Source organism: Ardenticatena maritima, assembly GCF_001306175.1.
In the GTDB taxonomy this organism is placed as follows: Bacteria; Chloroflexota; Anaerolineae; order Ardenticatenales; family Ardenticatenaceae; genus Ardenticatena; species Ardenticatena maritima.
Genome location: NZ_LGKN01000006.1, coordinates 265,416 through 283,964, shown reverse-complemented (window position 1 = coordinate 283,964; position 18,549 = coordinate 265,416). Strand labels below are relative to the sequence as shown.

Here is an 18,549-nt window from a genome sequence, read left to right as displayed (position 1 = left end):
CACATCGTCGCTTCTTTCATCCCCTCAACCAACCTGTTGGAGTAAGAAGGATGCGCAACAAACGAACACTCTTCCTCATCCTGATGGGTGTTGTGGTACTCGTCGGTGGTCTTTGGTTTGTCTGGCAACAATATGTGGCTGCCACCCCGCCCACCATCGTGGAGATTCAGCCGCAAGAGACCATCGAACGCCATGATTCGATTGTGCTGGTATTTGACCAACCCATGGACCACGCGAGTGTCGAAGCCGCGTTCCGCATCACGCCCCCTGTGGAAGGGGTGTTTCGCTGGGAACCGGCGGGCAAAGGCGAGCGCTTGATTTTCACCCCTACCGAGCCGCTGCCTGCGGAGACCACGCTCACCATTACGTTGAGCGCAGACGCTAAAAGCGCCCGCGGCAAGCCCCTGCGCGAAGCCTTTACCGCACAACTGCGTACACCTGCGGCGATTACGGTGGTGAACGTCTCGCCCCCGGCGGGGAGCGAAGAGGTGACGTTGCAAACCCCCATTGTCGTGCAGTTTAACCGCGATGTGGTGCAGTTTGCCAGTTTTGAGGAACAAACCAACGTGGCGAACCCGTTCCGCATCACTCCCGAGGTGCGCGGTTTTGTGCGTTGGGTTGCGCCGAATGTGCTCGGCTTCTACCCCGAAGAGGAACTGAAACCCGGCACAACCTACACGGTACGCCTCGACCCATCCATTGCGCCCGGCATCGCGCTGGATGAACCGCTTGAATGGTCGTTCACCACGGCGGGCGTGGGCGTTTTGGCAAGCATCCCCTTTGACGGCGCGGCTGAGGTTGATGTGGGAACGTCCATCACCGTCATATTGAGCGCCCCGCCTGACGACCCTGACGCATTTGCCGAAGCGTTCAGCGTGCGCGATGCCGAAAGCGGGCAGGAAGTGGAAGGCGTGCTGGCGTGGGAAACCGAAACGCGCCTGGTGTTCACGCCCACAACGGCGCTTGCACCCGATACCACGTATGAAATTGTCATCGAGCCAACCGGTGTGGCGGCACGCTCGCTTGCCGAATACCGCGCCACGTTCACCACACTTTCGAGCCTGCATGTTGAAAGCGTGATCCCCGAGCCCGGCACGGTGGACGTGCCCACCGACCCCGATGAAACCTTCATCGCGGTCAAATTCAACCATCCGGTGGTGCCGCTGGTGGGCATTGCCCAACAAGCGGGGTTGCCTGTCCCGCTCACCATTGACCCGCCTTTGGAAGGCACGGGCGAGTGGGTCTCGACGTCCTACTTCGTCTTTTCACCCGATGAACCCTTGCGCATTGGGCAGACCTACACCGTCACCGTCCCCGCCGGCTTGACCGACACGGTGGGCACGGTGCTGGCAGAACCGTTTACATGGCACTTCATCACCGAAGGGCCGCATGTGGTGCAACTTCTGCCCGAAACCCCCATGATTGGGGCAACATCGCCCATCACGATTGTCTTCTCGCATCCCATGGACGCTGCATCGGTGGCTGAGCATCTGCGCGTCCAGCGCGTGGTGAATGGTGAACCTTTACCGGTCAGCCTGGAATGGCCGGCGGAGGATACGTTGGTTGTGCGTCCCCAAGCGCCCTATCCGTATGGAGAAAAAATCAGCATCATGGTGTTGGATGGTGCGCTGGGGCGTGTGGGTGGCGTCATGCGCAAGACCTTCACGGAGGAGCGGCATGTCGCGCCTGTGCCCCGCGTGATTGGCTTCCCCGAGGGCAAAAGCATCAAGCCCTACGAACCCATCCAACTGGCATTCAACGCGCCGATGGACCTGGAAGCGTTGCGTAGCGCCATTACCATCACACCCGACCCCGGCAAATACTGGCTGGATACCATGTTTGCCCCCCATGAAACGCGGCGCTGGCGCTATACACTGCGACCGCATAGCGGATGGGAAGCGGGGCAGGTGTACACGATGACCATCGGCACGACAGCCGCTTCCATCTATGGCGACCGGCTGGAAGAACCCGTGCGGTTTACCTTCCGCGTCGAAGATTTGCCCCCGCTCGTCGAATTGATTGGCGCGGATTACCGCTTTGCCATGTTCAGCACCGTCACCGATACCGTGCAGATTGTGCGCGTGCGCAATGTCGAGCGCGTGGAAATGAACGTGTACGCGCTTTCGGAGAACCAATTTTTCAACCTGGTCAACTCGTTCTGGAATCTCAATAATCCATTTGCCACCGACCAGGAACCGGTAGCGACCTGGACGCTGGACACGTCGCAATCTCCACGGAACGAAGCCAACCTTTATAAAACGCGTGTGCCCCCAGAGGGCGCTTTGGAACCGGGGCTGTACGTGTTCAGCGCCACAGCCTACCGCACGCTAGATGATGGCACCCTCAAAGAGGTGGAGCACGACAACCGTTTCGCGGTGGTTTCGCCTTACAACGTGTTGCTCAAAGTGGGGCCGCAAGATGCGCTGGTCTGGGTGACGAACCTGGCGGATGGCGCTTCGGCAAGCGGCTTGCATGTCAAACTCTACGCTCAACGTGAAAAAATGGCACGCATCGGCGAAGGCGAGACCGACGAAGACGGCTTGCTGCATCTCACGTTTGATGAGACACGCATCGGATGGGAGACGGTGTGGGCGGTTGTGCTGGATGCAGACGGTCGTCCGGTGGGGCTGACCTCGTCTGATTGGTATGAAGGCGCCGAGCCGTGGCTCTTCAACATTGACCGGGATTTGTCGCTTCCCCCTCTGCGCGGCACTATTTACACCGACCGCCCGATTTACCGCCCTGGGCAGCGCGTCTATTTCCGCGGTGTTGTGTGGAGCGACCAGGACGCCATCTACACCCCGCTGGCGGGCGAAACCGCGTTGCTGACAATTTTGGACCCGCAACGCGAAACGCTGGAACGCCGCCAAATCACCCTCTCGCCTTTTGGCACATTCTCCGGCGAATTTGAGTTGAACGCCGATGCACCGTTGGGCAGTTATAGCATAGAGTTGGCGTTGGGTGATGGCTACGATCGGATATGGGGCACGTTTGGCGTCATCGAATATCGCCTGCCCGAATTTGAAGTGCAGGTGACGCCCGCGGCGCCCGAAGTCAAACAGGGCGAACCGTTGAGCGCGACCATTCAAGCCAACTACTTTTTTGGCGGTGCGGTTGCCAATGGGCGCGTCAACTGGCGCATTTTGCAAGCCCCTTATTATTTCGATGGTGGGTTGCCCGGCTACTGGTCGTGGCGCGATTCTGATGATGAACGCGATTGGTATTTCTTCTTCTTCCGTGAAGAACAAGAGGTGCTGGCTTCTGGTTCGGCGGAATTGGATGAGCAAGGGACGTACCACCTCGACGTGCCGACCATCTTCCCTGAGACGACGCAAGCCGTGCGCCTGACCATCGAAGCCGACGTGAGCGATGCGAGCAACGCCGTCGTCAGTGGGCGTGGAAGCGTTGTGGTTCACCCCGGCGATTTCTACATCGGCTTGCGGGCACGCACCTTTGTGGGTGAAGTGGGCGAGCCCATCACCTTTGACGTGCGGACGCTGACGCCCCAACGTGAGCCGTTCGGCAACGCCGATATCGAGTTGACGTTGGCGCGCCGTGAGTGGTATTCCGTGCAGGTGGAAGATGAAAACGGCGCGACATACTGGACGACGCGCTTCACCGATACGGTTGAAAGCGTCGAGCGGGTGCGCACCGATGCCGAAGGGCAAGCCACGGTTTCGTTTACGCCCACGTTTGGCGGGGTGTACACTGTGCTGGCAACCGGGCGCGATGCGCAAGGGCGCGAAATTCGTAGCCGCGCCTTCGTTTGGGTTTCAAGCGGCAATTACGTTGGGTGGCGTACCGAAAACAACCGCCGCATGGACCTCGTCGCCGACCAGCGCGAATATGCGCCCGGCGACACAGCGCACATTCTCGTTCCCACGCCCTACACCGGCATGAAAGCATTGGTGACGGTGGAACGCGCCACCATACGCCGCGCCTGGATTGTTGACCTGCCCACCAACAGCACCATGATCGAAGTCCCGCTCGATGCGATGGATGCGCCCAACGTCTATGTGAGCGTGACGGCGCTAAAATCCGCCGCTGATGGGCATTTGCCCGATATTCGCCTGGGCTACATCAACCTGCCCGTTGCCCTGACAGAGCAGACGTTGCAGGTGGAAGTGATCCCGGACCCTGAACCACCCTTTGAACCGCGCCAGACGGTCACGTTTACCTTGCGGGCGACCACACACGACGGCGCACCTGTGCCCAATGTTGAATTTTCCGCCGCCATGGTTGACAAGGCGTTGCTCTCGCTCGCCGAAGACCCCAACCCTGATTTGATGAAGACGTTCTACGACAAGCGCCCGTTGAGCATTCAGACAGGCGGCTCCCTGTTCATCAACGTGGACATCGTCTCGCGCGACCTGGCTCCCGAGGCGAAAGGGGGCGGTGGCGGTGGCGGCGGTATGGCGCTGCCTTTGAACGTGCGCGAAAACTTCCAGGAAACCGCCTTCTGGCAAGCCGATTTGCGTACCGACGAGCGCGGCGAAGTCCGTTTCAGCGTGACGTTGCCCGACAACTTGACGACGTGGGTGCTGGCGGTGCGTGGCGTTACGCAAGATGGGCGTGTGGCGCAGACGACCTACGAAACCCTGACCACGCGAATCTTCTTCGTGCGTCCCGTCGCGCCGCGTTTCTTCGTCGTGGGCGACCATGCGCTGCTCAAAGCCATCGTCCACAACAACACGAGCGAACCCTTGACGACAACCGTGGCGTTCTCGGCTGAGGGGCTGACCGTCGCAGGCGAGACGACGCGCCAGGTGGTCATTCAGCCGAACAGTGCGCAAACGGCGCTGTTCGAGGTGGACGTGCCGTATGGGGAAACCGCGCGGATGCTCTTCCACGCGGTCGCTCCCGGCTATGAAGATGCGGTCGCGTTGACCGTGCCGGTCTATCACCGCACCACCCCCAGCGTGGTGGCAACCGCCGGGCAGGTGCGCCAGGGGCAGGTTGTGGAACGCTTCATCCTGCCGCCGGACACCGACCCGACCCAAGGCGGGTTGACCGTTGAAATTGCGCCCTCGCTCGCCGGGTTGACGCAATCATCGTTGGAGTACCTGCGCACGTATCCGTATGCGTGCTCGGAGCAGGTTGTCAGTTCCTTCTTGCCCAACATCATGACGTATCGCGCCCTGCACGATGCGGGCTTGGTGCGCACCGACCTTGAACCATCGTTGCGCGCCAACATCAACCTGGCGGTCCAGCGGCTCATCCACACTCAAAACCGCGATGGCGGATGGGGCTGGTGGTATCCCGAAGGAAGCCGCCCCTGGCTGACGGCTTACGCGCTGTTGGGCTTGCATTACGCCAAGGAAGCCGGGTTCAACGTGCCCGACCGTGTGTTGGAGCGCGCCCAATCCTACTTGACGAATGTGGTGGAACGCACCAGCAACGACGAACGCCCCTTTGTGCTCGATACACGCGCCTTCATCCTCTACGTGCTCGCCGAGCGGGGCGACGTGGATACCGGGCGGCTGGTGGCGCTCTACGACAAGCGGGACCTGTTGGGCAACGACGGGCTCGCCTTCCTGACGATGGCGCTGGCGCATGCGGGCGATGAGCAAGCCGAGCGTGTGCAATCGCTGGTGACGATGCTCACCGGGCGGGCGTTGATGAGCGCAACCGGGGCGCACTGGGAAGAAAGCGACCCCGACGCGCTGGCGATGGATAGCAGCCAGCGCACAACGGCGCTGGTGTTGGATGCGCTGGTGAAGACGCGCCCGAACCACATGCTCATTCCCGAAACCGTGCGCTGGTTGATGAACGTGCGGCGCGCCAAAGCGTGGGAGACCACCCAAACAACGGCGTGGGCGGTGATGGCGTTGACCGACTACATGGTCGCCAGCGGCGAGTTGCAAGCCGATTTTGCCTACCGCGTCACGCTCAATGACGAGGTGTTGCTGGAAGAACACGTCTCGCGCGACAATCTGCTGGAACCGCGCCGTTTGGAACGCGCTATCAAGGATTTGCTGTTGGATGAAGCCAACGAGTTGGTGATCGCCCGCACTGACGATGGTCCGGGGCGGCTCTACTATGCGGCATGGGTTGAATACTTCTCGAACATCGAAACCGTGCCGCCGCTGGAACGTGGTATCGCCGTCTCGCGCCGCTACGAATTGGCAGACCCGTTCACGTTTGAAAGCACCGGCGTCGAAGTCAACCCCGAGGCGTTGCGTGTGGGCGATGTGGTGATGGTGCGCTTGACGGTGGTCGCGCCGACAACGCTCTCCTACTTCATCCTGGAAGACCCGTTGCCGGCTGGTTTTGAAGCGATTGACCCATCGCTGTTGACCAGTTCACAAGTCGCCGAAGGGCCGCGTGGGCAGCGCCTGGATTCGCGCAGTCGCTTCTGGTATGGCGATTGGACGCGCTCGGAGATTCGCGATGAGAAGGTGGCGCTGTTCAAGACGGTTCTGCGGCGTGGAACCTATGAATACACCTATCTGGCGCGCGTCACGCAAGCCGGTACGTTCACAGCGTTGCCGGCGGTGGCGTATGAAATGTATCACCCCGAAGTCTTTGGGCGCAGCGCCAGTATGCAGGTCGCCATTGGCGAATAAGCGGCGCGCCAGGCACGCAAAACCGCCCCCCAATGCGGGGGGCGGTTTGTTTTTCCAAAGCAAAACGCCAGGCGCGTTGCCTGGCGTTTCAGAGCGGGCGACCGGATTCGAACCGGCGACATTCAGCTTGGGAAGCTGACGTTCTACCACTGAACTACGCCCGCATGAGCCGCTCTTATTATACGCTGGTCGCGAAGTGTGTCAAACATCTTTCCCTTCCCCGCGCCAAACACGTATCCACAACACCAGCAAACCACCCCATGCGGCGACAAACGCCGCCAGAAGCAGGTTGCCCACCAACGCCACCCAATCCGTGCGCGGCGATTCGGCGACAAGCAGCGAAGGCGGTTCGACCAGCAAGGTCGCTGTCAGCGGGGCTTCCAGCAGGGATGGGCGCGTGGGCACGACCGCCAGTGGCGGAAGCGTTGCCGACGCGGTTGGCGCCGATGCGGGGGGCGTGCGCGTGGGCGGTACAATCAGCGTGGGCGTGGGCGATGATGGGAGCACGGTGGGCGTGCTGGTGGGAGTGGGTGTCGCCGATTCGGGTGAAGCGGGTGAGGTTGGCGTGACGGTAGACGCCTGTGTGCTGGTGGGCGTCGGTGTGAGGGCTGGCGTCTCCGTGGGTGTCGGTGTCATGGTGTTGGTGATGATTGGGCTGGGTGAGGGCGTTGGCGTCGGTGAGACTGACGGCGAGGGGGTTGGTGTGGATGTGCTTGTGGCTGTCGCGGTTGCGCTCGCGCCTGGTGTTGGAGACGCCGTCGGTGTCGTATCGCCGCCGCCGCGCCACTGCACCACAATGTAGGCGTCACCGCCAATCGAACCTTCGCCATTGCAATCAATGCTCTCTAACCAGTAGTGGTACACACCTTCCGCAGGGTCTACATCGGTATCCACGTAGGTGTAGGTGTTGCCGCTGACCGGTTGGCACGCTGAGAAGGCGGGAAAATACTCCACCAGGTCGGCTTCAAAATAGACATCTTCCAGAGGAAGGGTGTCGGTGTAGCGGTAGAGATAAAACGCCATGTGGTTTTCTTCCGAGCCGGTAATCCAGACCAGGTGGACGCCGTCGTCTTCCCAAGCGCCTTGAAAGAGAATCAAATCCACCTCGGCTGGGGGGGCGGCATGTGTGCCTGTGGCAACCAGCATCAGCACAAACAAGCCCACCATGCTCAGCGCCAGCGCGAGACTCCACAAGAGCAAAGGCGAGCGTGAGCCACGTTGCCCGTGCCCTGTTGGCTTCAATTGGCGTGCACCTCGCCGTGGTCTCTTCCACATGCTGGGTTCATCCTTGTGTTGGGTGTTCTGCGGTGGTGCCAGTATATGGCGATGGCGGCAATCTCACAAGCCTATGTGGGCATGTTGTGCTTCAACGCCAGGGCTTTGAAGGCGGCGGGGTGGCGCGTGCTCTCTTCATAGGTGTGCAGCCAGGCGGCGACTGCCACCAGCGCAAACAGAGTTGGGTCGAGCCAGAGGTGTTGCGGCTGTGAAGTTTCGACAAAGGACTGGACGCGCGCACGCAATGCGCCGGGCATCACTCTGTGCAATTGCTCATGTTGCAGCATATCGCGCACGTGGGCGAACGCCTCTGGGTGGAGCACAACGCCACGCAAGGCGGGGGGCGTGAGCGCGGTTGGGGCTTCGCGCAGGGAAAGCGGCACACGGTCGGCAAACGCCAGACGCGCTAACCAGCCCGGTGTCCCACGCCGTGCCAGCAGGGGCGACGGCAGGCTTGCCATGTACTCGACAAAGCGCGCATCAAGAAAGGGGACCTGCGTGTCAAGCCCGAGCCGCAGGCGCAACAGGTGCAAAAATTCCAGGCGATGCGTCATGTGGGGGGCGAGAAGCGCTGCCAAGATCTGCTTGCCGCCCCAGGTGGGCGTTGTATCTGAAGATGGTGGGATGAGTGTGTGGCGTCGGCCGAAGAGCCGCGCCACCCGTTCAGGAAAAAGCGCCTGCCGCACATGGCGACCAGGTGTCGCGTGCCCTGCCCGGTATGCTTTCCAGAGTTCCAGCGGCCATTGCCAGACCGCCCAGTCGCGCAGGAAGGTGCCGTGCGTGTAGGTCATGCCGCCGAGGACTGCTGCCCCGCCGTCGCTCCAGACCAGCGCGCGTATGCCATGCTCGCGGGCGCGTGCGGCAAGCACGGTGTACGCCGCCAACAGGGGGTCCCACAGCGGCTCGAAGAGTGGGGCGTTGCCTAACAGCGACCATACCGCGGGCGTGAAGTCGAGCGGGTCGTGGGCAATGCGCAGGGTCTCATGCGGGAAGCGGCGCTCAAGAGTGGCCAGGTCTGTTTCGGCGGCGTGTGTGGGGGCGGTGTGCCAGCGTAGCCATGTGGTGGAAGGGGCGCTCCCCGCTTGGTGCAAGCGTGCCGCTGTACCCGCCAGCACGGCTGAAGCCAAATCGCCATGCAGGGGAAGCGCCGCACCCTGTTCCAGGCGAGTGCGCACGGCTTCTTCAAACAGCATGCGGGCAAGCCCCGCCGCTTCTTCCAGTCGGGTGGGGGGCGTAGTGCTCTGCTCACCGAACCAGTAAACGCGATGGGGGCGCTCGGCGCGTGGTGCGGCTTCCAGCACGAAGCCGCCGGGCAACCGATAGACGCCGTGCCACGCTGTTTCCACACGCGTGCGCCAGGCTTCGCCGGTGATGATGTCGTGCAAGTAAGCCCAGTTGGGGCGCGGGAATGTGTGAAGCAGGGCGATGACGGCTTCGATACGGTCTGCGGCAACCAGACCGCCTTTGGGCAACATGGCGAAAAAGAGCGGGCGCACCCCAAAGGCGTCGCGGGCAAGCACCAGACGCCGCTCCTCAGGTATCCACAGCGCTGCCGACCACTCGCCCCGTATCCGCTGGAACGCCGCTTCCCCCCATGCGTGATACGCCGCCAGCAAGACCTCTTCATCGCGCGCTTGGGGGGGACACCCCAAGCGGCGCGCCAGGTCGTGGCGTGTGTCAAGCCGTGCGTTGCCCACCAACAGCCAGCCGCTTGCATGGCGAATGGGACGCCCCAGCACCCCCAAGCCCGGCGCGATGGCGTCGAGTTGCTGAGGGGGCGGCGCGCCGTCGGGCATCCAGCGAAGCGCCCACGTCATGCGTTCATCGCTCCACGGATAGCGTGATGTTTATTGACGCAAAAAGGCATGTACCACCTCGTTGATGGCGTCCCAGTTGGGAAGAAGGACATACGCGCCGTTGGCGGTGATGTATGGCGTCACCTGGTCGGGACCAATCGCCAGCCGCTCAATCGTCTTGGCTCGCAAGGCAATCACGCCCAGCGCAACCCATTCACGCTGGGGAATATCGCTTTCGACCGCATTGAAGACGGCTTGCGCCACACGGGGAAGCCGCCACCACGCGCCCGGTTGCTGCAAACGGGCTTTCATCGCCGCCAAAATCTGCTGTTGGCGCTGGGCGCGGTCGAAGTCGTTGGTGCTGTAGCGCGAACGGGCGTAGATGAGCGCTGTGCGCCCGTCCATGTGATGGGGACCGGCTTCAATGTGGATGGTCGTCACCCCGTAGTCTTCGGTGGGGTAGTTCTCATCGTGTAGCGTTTCGGGAACATCCACGTCAATGCCCCCCATTGCGTCAATAATCTGCGTAAACCCGTCAAAATTGACCACCACGTAGTAATGCACCGCCACCCCCAGGGTTTGCTGAACCGTTTGGCGCGCCAGGTCTGGACCGCCGAAGAAGTGCGCTGTGTTGATACGGTTTTCCCCCACCGTGGGGATGTCCACCCAGAGATCGCGCGGGATGGAGAGCAGTGCAATGCGGCGTGTCGCCGGGTTGAAGCGCACCAGCAGCATCGTATCGGTGCGGAAGGGACCGTTTTCCCCAGGGCGCTGGTCAATCCCCAGGACGAGCACATGCACGGGACCGCGGTGTACGAGGACTTGCCAATAGACCAGCGCGCTCAGCGCGCCCGTGAGCAGGATGAATGCAAGGAGCGTCAACCCCCAGCGTCCCAGGCATCCCAGGCAACTGCGGCGTTGTCGGCGTCGCGGCGGCGGCGGGAGTGGCTGCAAGACCTCGTGCGGCCAGAGCACATCATCGAGTGGGGGATGGGTCGGTTCGCTGGTTCGTGAAGGGCGGTGCGTGTACGACATAGGCGTCAAATCCCCATTCCGTAGGTGTCAACAATGCGGCTCCAAAAACGGCTTTCGGCATGCGCCAGCCGTAGAAGTGGGGCGCTAAGGCGCACCAGCGCCTGCGGGTCGGCGGTCGCGGCGGCGTCGGCAAGCATGGCGGCAATGTGTTGCCAGCGTTCGCACACCTCATCCAGTGCAGAGATGAGCCGTGCGCTGTTTCCGAGCACGTCGGCGTGCTCGTCAAGGGCGTCTGCCAGCGTTCGCCGCCAGAGCAGGGCTTCTGTTTCGATTTGGCGACTCATCGTCGCGGCGCTGAGCGCCCATTGGGGTTCTTCCTGCCAGCGCACCACATCCTCACTCCAAAACTCGATCCCGTCCACGCCGTACCACCAGCCACTGCATACCAGCATGTCGTGCGCATTCGCGACCAGCGCCTTGCGGAGCAGTGCCGACCATTCCACCTGCACCGGTTGCCAGTCCACGGCGTAGAACGTGCCGGCGTAAAGCCCATCCCACCAGCGGGCTTCCACCTCGTGCCAGGGGTGTTCTTCGCGCGTTGTGGGCGTTTGCACAATGGCAACGTCGTTGTGCAGGGCGTGAAGCGCCAGCGTTTCATGCCCCACCACCAGAAGAAGCGGTGCATGTTCCGCCAGCAAGGCTTCGAGCGTGGCGCGCCCTGTTTCACGTTGGGAAACAACGTGTTTGCGGCATGTCAGCCCCAGTTGCTCGCAAAGGCGGCGTTCGTATTCGGGCACCAGCCCGTCAATTTGGTGCGGGGGCGTCAGGTGCGGACCACGGCGGTAGGTGAACGCCGCCGCACGTCCCGCCAGAAAGGCTTGCGCCGGTGAGAGGTTGAGCAATGTCGCCATCAAGCGAACAGGTTGCGGGTAGAGCATCGTCTCAGGCATGGATGTTGCTCCTTGTGTTCAGAATGCGCGATATCGTCCACCTTGTCCTTCGATTTTGACGCGGCGCACCGTGGGCGTTTCCACAACCACCACCTTCCAGGTGGGACCGGTGCTGATCATCAGAAAAGCCGACCATATCGAAGAGGGCAATGCCGGCTCGATATGAGAAAGCGCGAGACCGCGCACATCGGCATCGGTCGTGAGAAAACGCTGCAACACCAGCGAAAGCGGGCGCGCCCCTGTCAGCGCAAGCAGAAGCGCCACCAGGAAGCCCACCCAAAACCATTCTGTCCAGAAGAGGAAGACGAGCAAGAGCGTGGCGGCAAAAAGCAGTTGACCGGCGACAATGGTCGTGCCACAACGTGGGTGGAGCGCCAAGTGCGTTTCGCCGCGTTGCAGGCGCAACAGGGCTTCCTCGGCGGCGTCGAGAATAGCCTCGGCGGAAAGGGGCAGCGGCGTCGTGAGCCGAAAACCGTCGGCTTCGGCAAGCCCGCTGATGGGAAGCGCATGACCGGCGTGTTCTTCAAGCACGTTGATGGTGGCGTGTTCAAGCGCATGGTGGCGTCGTCGCCGTCGGTCGCGCGCCACATCCAACAGTTGCGGTAGCGCCGTCAGCAGAACAACCACCGAGTGCGCCGTCAAGCCGAGCGGCAACAACACCAAAATAAAAAACGGTATCAAAATCACCAAAAAGAACAGCGCGAGCAAGAACCACCAGAACATGCGCTTTCTCCTTTCATCCGATGTGCATTTGGGGAGTATAATCGCCTTCAAGAGATAAAAAAGTGGGCTTGCACAGTCCAGATTTTGAGCGTGTTTCTGCTCTACGCTATACTATCCGATAAAACTGTCGCCGATTGTGTGTCGAGGGGCGTTATGAGCGAAATTCCCGTTGAACAAGAAAAAAAGAGAGACCAACAACTTTCCGAAGCCGACGCGCAGTTTTACGCGGAATTGCAACTCCGCGTTGACCGGCTGAAAGAAGCCGTTGCGCGCAGTTTCCCCACGTATGATGTCTCCATTATTCAAAAAGCCTATGAGTTTGCGAAAGAAGCGCATGCGCAACAGCGCCGTAAAACCGGCGAACCGTATGTGGCGCACTGTGTGGCGACCGCCGAAATTCTGGCCGATTTGCGCATAGACCCGCCGGTCGTTGTGGCGGGTCTTTTGCATGATACCGTCGAAGATACGGATGTGACGCTGGATGACATCAAGCGCGAATTTGGCGACGAAGTGGCGCGGCTGGTGGACGGCGTCACCAAATTGAGCCGTATCAACGAACTGACGGGCTACCGCCGCCGTGGGGAAGAGGAATGGGTCAAGTGGAAGAAGAGCGGCGAGACCGAATACTTGCGCAAAATGTTTCTGGCGATGGCTGAGGATGTGCGCGTCATCCTCATCAAACTCGCCGACCGCCTGCACAACATGCAAACCTTGCATGGGTTGCCGCGCGAAAAGCAAATTCGCATGGCGCGCGAGACGATGGACATCATGGCGCCCCTCGCCAATCGCCTGGGGATTTGGCAAATCAAATGGCAATTGGAAGACCTCTCCTTTCGCTATCTCGAACCCGACAAATACGAACAACTGCAAGCCCGTCTCAATGAAGGGCACGAAGAGCGCGAGCAATACATCCAAAAGGTCATTCAGCAGTTGCGCGCTCGATTGGAACGCGCCGGCATCAAAGCCGAAATTACCGGGCGCCCCAAGCACCTCTACAGCATCTACAAAAAAATGCGGCGCAAAGAGCGCGACCTCGACCAGATTTACGATGTGCGCGCCATTCGCATCATCATTGACGCTGAGGATGAAGAGAGCGCCATTCGTGATTGCTACACAACGCTCGGCATTGTGCACAGCATGTGGCGTCCCATTCCGGGTGAATTTGATGACTACATCGCCAACCCCAAAGAGAACGGCTACAAATCGCTGCATACCGCCGTGGTCGGGCCGGAGGGCAAGCCGCTGGAAGTGCAAATCCGCACGCGCGAAATGCACTACCTGGCGGAATACGGGGTGGCTGCCCACTGGCGCTACAAAGAAGAAATGCGCCAATCAGACCGCTTCCTGGAAGAGAAAATTCGCTGGTTGCGTTCGCTTTTGCGGCAAGAGGGCGAAGAAGAGCAGGACGCCGAAGCCTTCATGGAGTCGGTGCGGAGTGATGTTCTGCCCGACCGCGTGCTGGTTTTCACCCCCAAGGGCGACATCAAAGAACTGCCCGCCGGCTCTACACCGATTGATTTTGCCTACTACATCCACACCGATGTTGGGCATCGGTGCCGTGGGGCGCGGGTGAACGGCGTCATTGTGCCGCTCAACTACCAGTTGAAAGATGGCGACCAGGTGGAAATTATCACCGGCAAGCATAGCCGCCCCAGCCGCGATTGGCTCAACCCCCACTTGGGCTATGTCAAAACGTCGCGTGCGCGGAGCAAGATTCGCCAGTGGTTCCGCAAGCAAGACCGCCAGGAAAACATTACGCAGGGGCGCTTGTTGCTGGAACGCGAGTTGAAACGCCTGGGCTTGCAGCATGAACCATTTGAGAAACTGGCGGAACTGGCGGGCTATGAGAACGTGGATGACTTCTTGGCCGCCATTGGCTATGGCGACGTCAGCCCGCAATCGGTGGCGTCCAAAGCGTTGGAACTGCAACGCCAGGAACAGGCGCGCTTGAAGACCGACGAAGAAATCCTCGAAGAACTGCCCGCCGTCAAGCCGCAAAAACCCAGCGGAAGCCAAATCAGTGTGCGCGGCGTGGGGGGCTTGCTCACGCGCATGGCACGGTGTTGCAACCCGCTGCCCGGCGACCCAATCGTGGGCTACATCACAAAAGGGCGCGGCGTGACGATTCACCGCGCCGATTGCCCCAACATCATCAATGCGCGTGAACCCGACCGCATCGTGCAGGTCGAATGGGGCGAAGACCCCCAGCAACTCTATCAGGTGACGATTGTAGTGCGGGCGTTCGACCGTGGCGGTTTGTTGCGCGATATTGTGGATATTGTCGCCAAGGAAAATGTGAACCTCGCCGCCGCGAACGCCGTCACCAACAAGCGCGACCGCAGCGCGACCATTACGGCAACCCTTGAAATCAAGGACGCGGCGCAATTGTCGCGCATTTTGCACCGCATCAACAGCCTGCCGAACGTGCTCGAAGCGTATCGGCAAAGCGCATGAGTGTGCTCGCCTAGCACCTTCGCCACCCGCTTGCAGGGTGGCGTTTCTTATTCAGACGAAACGCCGGGGCGCAGCCAGCCCTCATCGGTACGCAGAACGCGCCCCTCGGCTTCCAGTTTCAGCAGGTGCGCCAGCAGCGATCGCGCCGCGACGGGCCAGCGTTCAGGTGAGACGTCCGCGTACACTTTGGGGACGAGGGCATGGATCGGTTGCGGAATCGGCGTCAACGCTTGCAGAACCGCCTGCTCGCGCGCTTCACGGTGGGCAATCAGCGCGTCCAGCGCCGCGACGGGGGCGGTGATGGGGGGACCGTGCCCGGCAAGCAGCAGGCGGGGGCTCATCTCCCGCAAACGCTGCAAGGTGCGCATGTATGCCTGCAAATCGCCGCCGGGGGGATTGATGACGACCGTCCCCTGCCCATGCACCACATCGCCCACAATGCCAATGCGCTCTGGTTCATGCCAGAGCGCGATATGCTCGCGGGCGTGTCCCGGCACTTCCAGCACACGCCATGCGCCCAGCGTGTCGCCTTCATGCAGGGCAACAAACGCCGTAGGCGGGATAGCGTTGATGAGATGCGCTAGCCGCGGATGCCCGGCGATAGGGGCGCCGGTTTCGCTGTGCAGCGGCAACATGCCGCCGATGTGGTCGGGGTGGGCATGGGTGATCACGATGTGGGTGATGGAGCGCCCCAGCGTCTGGGCGGCGCTGAGAATGGCGGCAATGTGGGTTTCATCGTCGCTGGGCGGGTCAATCACAAGGACGCCTTCATCCCATGCGACAAGATAGCAGTTTGTCGGTTCTTCAAACAGGGCTTGCGGGCTTTGGATGGTCAGACAGAGAATGCCTGACGCAACTGAAACGGCTTGCGACATGGATGGTTCTCCCGGATGTTGGCTTGGTGAACAAGGGCTGCACACAGAGTTGGCAAAAGTTTACTCTTTCAATTCTCAGATGCAAATGGCATGAGGTTGAAAAGGCTTGCTGGTTCCGCCAAAGGCAATAGAATGTGCCCCCGATACGCATTGTGGTGAGTGAAAAAGCCTATGCCGATGACATGGCGTCCGCGCGTGCGCGCGTTGTTCTTCCAATTGATACATGTGCTGGCAATGGTGGGGCGCTTTGTATGGCGCTACCGCCGCTGGTGGGTCAGCGGGTGTTTGCTGGGCGCATTCGTCGGCGCCGGCATCGCCATGCTGCAACCCACCCGCTACCGCACCACGGTGGTGCTCAGCCTGGAACCGGAAGTGTTCAACCAGAACACCATTTCGTCCTTGATGCAGGTGACGCGTGGGTACGCCCAGGTGATTGCCAGCGAACCTGTCCTCGATGAGGTAGCGCGCGCCAAGGGATGGCACGAAGACGGCGCGACATTGCGCCGCCTGGTACACGCCGAAGCCGATGCAGGCGCGCTTGTGCTGCGGATTTCCGCCGACGGGGCGACACCCGCCGACGCCCAACGTATCGCGCACGGCGTGACGATGTATTTCATTCAGCGCCTGGAAACGGACAACCCACGGCGCAACGAAGCCGACCGCTTGCACGCTGTTATCCTGACGCCTGCGATGCGCGCCGAGCGGGTTGCGCCGCGCCCATTCGTCGGGATGGGCTTGGGGGCGTTGGTGGGCGTTGGGCTGATGGTGCCGGCGGCTGTGTGGCATGCCTGGCGGCGTCGCACACGGCTGTTCACCCCGCGCGAGGCTGAGCGTGTTGTGCAAGCGCCCACTTTGGGGGTTATTCCTCGATGAGCGCGACCACACCTTTTCGCATGGTTCCCGTCTCGGATGAAGCCGCATGGGAACGCATAGCGCCCCAGTTGCCCCTGCACCACATTTTGCAATCGTGGGCGTGGGGGGAATTCAAATCGCGGTGGGGCTGGCGACCCTATCGCTATCAGTGGCTGGATGCTGAGGGGCGCGTCCGCGCGGCGGCGCAAATCCTGCGGCGTGCGCTTCCCGGTACACCCTTTGGCGTCGCTTACGTCCCCAAGGGGCCGCTGTTCGACCCCGATGATGCAGACCTGGCGGCGCGCGTGCTCGCCGATCTCGAACAGGAAGCGCGCCGACTGCGTGTCATCTGGTTGAAGATTGACGCCGACGTGCCCGCCGACCATGCGGTGGTTGTGCCGCTGTTGCGGGCGCGTGGGTGGCGGTATAGCCCCGAGCAAGTGCAGTTTCGCAACACCGCCGTCATTGATTTGACGCCCGACGAAGAGACCCTTCTAGCGAACATGCACCAGAAAACGCGCTACAACATTCGCCTGGCGATGCGCCGCGGGGTGCAGGTGCGTGTGGGCGGTGAAGCCGACTTGCCGCTTTTTTACGCCATGTATCGCGAAACGGGACGCCGCAATGGGTTTCTGGTGCGGCCGGAAGCGTATTACCTGGATGTGTGGCGTGATTTTATGCGGCGCGGCTTGGCGCGGGTGCTGTTCGCCGACGTGGAAGGCGAGAGCGTTGCCGGGCTGATTCTCTTCCGCTACGGTGACACCATTTGGTACTTCTACGGTGCGAGCACAGAGCGCCACCGCAACCTGATGCCCACCTACTTGCTCCAATGGGAAGCCATCCGCTGGGGCAAAGCCGTTGGGACGCGCACGTATGACTTGTGGGGAGCGCCTGAGCGTGAAGATGAAAACGACCCCCTGTGGGGGGTCTGGCGGTTCAAGCGTGGGTTTGGCGCGACCCTGCGCGAACAGATGGGGGCGTGGGATTACCCCGTTTCCCGCCTGGGCTACTGGGCAATGTGGCGGGCTTTGCCGCGCGTGCGGGCGTTTTGGCGGCGCATGCACCACACGGCTGAACGTTAGAGCATGGTGGGCTTGTAGGGGAGCGTTTCTTCAATCCGTTCGTCGGCGGTGGCTTCAAGCCCCTTGATGAGCAACACCAGCGCCTCGTTGAAGGGCGTGGGAATCCCCAGACGGTCGCCTTCGCGGACGACGACGCCGTTGATGGCGTCAATTTCGGTGGGCGTGCCGCGCAAAATATCGGTGAGCATGGATGAGCGGTTTGCGCCTGTGCGCCAGGCGACATCGAGCACGTGCCGCACAGGTTCATCGTAGGGCAATTGGATGCCCAGCGCGTTGGCAACGGCTACCGCCTCGTCCACTGCGCGGGCGACCATTTCGCGGCAAATGTCGTAGCGCGTGAGCACGCCGTTATGTACCCGCAAAATCGCCGTGAGGGCGTTGATGCCCACGTTGACGATGAGTTTGCTCCACAAAAGCGTCTGCAAATCATCAATCACGCGCGTGTCAATGCCCACCTGGGCGAACATGTCGGCGATAGCCTCCACGCGCGGGCGCATTTCGGGTGTGGGTGGGCTGAGAAACGTCTCCCCTGTGCCGGCGTGGCGCACGCGCCCAGGACCAAGCACGCTGGCGCCGTGGCTCGTCACGCCTTGCACCACACGCGCTTCCCCCACTACTTCGGCGATGGCTTCACGGTTGCCCAGCCCATTTTGCAGGGTCAGCACCAGCCCATCGGGCGCAAGAATGCGCGCCGCCTGCCGTGCCGCGCGTGCTGTGGCATAACTTTTCACGAAGATGAGCGCCATATCCACCAGCCCGCCGTGATCGCGGACTTCGTCGGGGTCGGTGGTGGCGTTGACGCGCAACAGCAGCGGTTCGCCCTCGTGTGTGATGAGCGTCAACCCTTCTTCTTTGATGGTGCTGATATGCTCAATCCACGGGTCCACCAGCCATACGTCGTTGTCAGGGTGTGTGGCGAGCAGCCCCCCGAAGAGACTGCCCATTGCTCCGGCGCCAATCACTGCAATTCGCATGGTTGTCCTCCACGGTGGTTCATGCAT

Annotated in this window: 11 protein-coding genes and 1 tRNA gene; 4 read left to right on the top strand and 8 right to left on the bottom strand. The window is 61.4% G+C overall.

Annotated features, from left to right (window positions below):
• The first annotated feature begins 50 nt into the window (after positions 1-50).
• The gene (locus SE16_RS12065; protein WP_054492534.1) at positions 51-6,566 is read left to right on the top strand and encodes an Ig-like domain-containing protein; all 6,516 of its coding nucleotides are present in this window, start codon (positions 51-53) and stop codon (positions 6,564-6,566) included.
• A gap of 92 nt (positions 6,567-6,658) precedes the next feature.
• Here SE16_RS12065 and SE16_RS12060 read toward each other — a convergent pair.
• The 6 genes from SE16_RS12060 to SE16_RS12035 form a co-directional block, all read right to left on the bottom strand.
• Positions 6,659-6,730: transfer RNA gene (locus SE16_RS12060), tRNA-Gly, on the bottom strand.
• 37 nt (positions 6,731-6,767) lie between these two features.
• Positions 6,768-7,841 (bottom strand): hypothetical protein, encoded by a 1,074-nt coding sequence (locus SE16_RS15840; protein ID WP_152968831.1) that lies wholly within the window; start codon positions 7,839-7,841, stop codon positions 6,768-6,770.
• Positions 7,842-7,912: 71 nt separating this feature from the next.
• The gene (locus SE16_RS12050) at positions 7,913-9,658 is read right to left on the bottom strand and encodes an asparagine synthase-related protein (RefSeq protein ID WP_054492533.1); all 1,746 of its coding nucleotides are present in this window, start codon (positions 9,656-9,658) and stop codon (positions 7,913-7,915) included.
• 30 nt (positions 9,659-9,688) lie between these two features.
• Positions 9,689-10,672 (bottom strand): LCP family protein, encoded by a 984-nt coding sequence (locus tag SE16_RS12045; RefSeq protein ID WP_054492532.1) that lies wholly within the window; start codon positions 10,670-10,672, stop codon positions 9,689-9,691.
• 5 nt (positions 10,673-10,677) lie between these two features.
• On the bottom strand, positions 10,678-11,562 hold the full coding sequence (locus SE16_RS12040; protein ID WP_054492531.1) for a DUF4872 domain-containing protein: 885 nt from the start codon (positions 11,560-11,562) through the stop codon (positions 10,678-10,680).
• An 18-nt stretch (positions 11,563-11,580) separates the two neighbouring features.
• Entirely contained in the window at positions 11,581-12,285 is a 705-nt protein-coding gene (locus tag SE16_RS12035) for a DUF6391 domain-containing protein (protein WP_054492530.1), read from the bottom strand.
• Positions 12,286-12,438: 153 nt separating this feature from the next.
• Here SE16_RS12035 and SE16_RS12030 point away from each other — a divergent pair, with 153 nt between their 5' ends.
• Complete coding sequence (locus SE16_RS12030; RefSeq protein WP_082382005.1) at positions 12,439-14,739, top strand: RelA/SpoT family protein; 2,301 nt, start codon at positions 12,439-12,441, stop codon at positions 14,737-14,739.
• Positions 14,740-14,786: 47 nt separating this feature from the next.
• Here SE16_RS12030 and SE16_RS12025 read toward each other — a convergent pair whose 3' ends face one another.
• Positions 14,787-15,614: an MBL fold metallo-hydrolase gene (locus tag SE16_RS12025; RefSeq protein WP_054492529.1), complete on the bottom strand. Its 828-nt coding sequence runs from the start codon at positions 15,612-15,614 to the stop codon at positions 14,787-14,789.
• Between the two features lie 177 nt (positions 15,615-15,791).
• On the opposite strand from SE16_RS12025, the gene SE16_RS12020 reads away from it, so the two are divergent.
• Complete coding sequence (locus SE16_RS12020) at positions 15,792-16,487, top strand: YveK family protein (RefSeq protein ID WP_054492528.1); 696 nt, start codon at positions 15,792-15,794, stop codon at positions 16,485-16,487.
• Positions 16,484-17,548: a lipid II:glycine glycyltransferase FemX gene (locus SE16_RS12015; protein WP_060687644.1), complete on the top strand. Its 1,065-nt coding sequence runs from the start codon at positions 16,484-16,486 to the stop codon at positions 17,546-17,548. The genes SE16_RS12020 and SE16_RS12015 overlap by 4 nt, the downstream gene beginning before the upstream one ends.
• Here SE16_RS12015 and SE16_RS12010 read toward each other — a convergent pair.
• Positions 17,545-18,522 (bottom strand): ketopantoate reductase family protein, encoded by a 978-nt coding sequence (locus SE16_RS12010; RefSeq protein ID WP_054492526.1) that lies wholly within the window; start codon positions 18,520-18,522, stop codon positions 17,545-17,547. The genes SE16_RS12015 and SE16_RS12010 overlap by 4 nt on opposite strands.
• Between the last annotated feature and the right edge of the window lie 27 nt (positions 18,523-18,549).

Coding starts and splice junctions, on each gene's coding strand:
- SE16_RS12025 (WP_054492529.1), bottom strand. CDS start 15,614: ATGTCGCAAGCCGTTTCAGTTGCGTCAGGCATTCTCTGTCTGACCATC.
- SE16_RS12035 (WP_054492530.1), bottom strand. CDS start 12,285: ATGTTCTGGTGGTTCTTGCTCGCGCTGTTCTTTTTGGTGATTTTGATA.
- SE16_RS12030 (WP_082382005.1), top strand. CDS start 12,439: ATGAGCGAAATTCCCGTTGAACAAGAAAAAAAGAGAGACCAACAACTT.
- SE16_RS12015 (WP_060687644.1), top strand. CDS start 16,484: ATGAGCGCGACCACACCTTTTCGCATGGTTCCCGTCTCGGATGAAGCC.
- SE16_RS12050 (WP_054492533.1), bottom strand. CDS start 9,658: ATGACGTGGGCGCTTCGCTGGATGCCCGACGGCGCGCCGCCCCCTCAG.
- SE16_RS15840 (WP_152968831.1), bottom strand. CDS start 7,841: ATGTGGAAGAGACCACGGCGAGGTGCACGCCAATTGAAGCCAACAGGG.
- SE16_RS12045 (WP_054492532.1), bottom strand. CDS start 10,672: ATGTCGTACACGCACCGCCCTTCACGAACCAGCGAACCGACCCATCCC.
- SE16_RS12040 (WP_054492531.1), bottom strand. CDS start 11,562: ATGCCTGAGACGATGCTCTACCCGCAACCTGTTCGCTTGATGGCGACA.
- SE16_RS12020 (WP_054492528.1), top strand. CDS start 15,792: ATGACATGGCGTCCGCGCGTGCGCGCGTTGTTCTTCCAATTGATACAT.
- SE16_RS12065 (WP_054492534.1), top strand. CDS start 51: ATGCGCAACAAACGAACACTCTTCCTCATCCTGATGGGTGTTGTGGTA.
- SE16_RS12010 (WP_054492526.1), bottom strand. CDS start 18,522: ATGCGAATTGCAGTGATTGGCGCCGGAGCAATGGGCAGTCTCTTCGGG.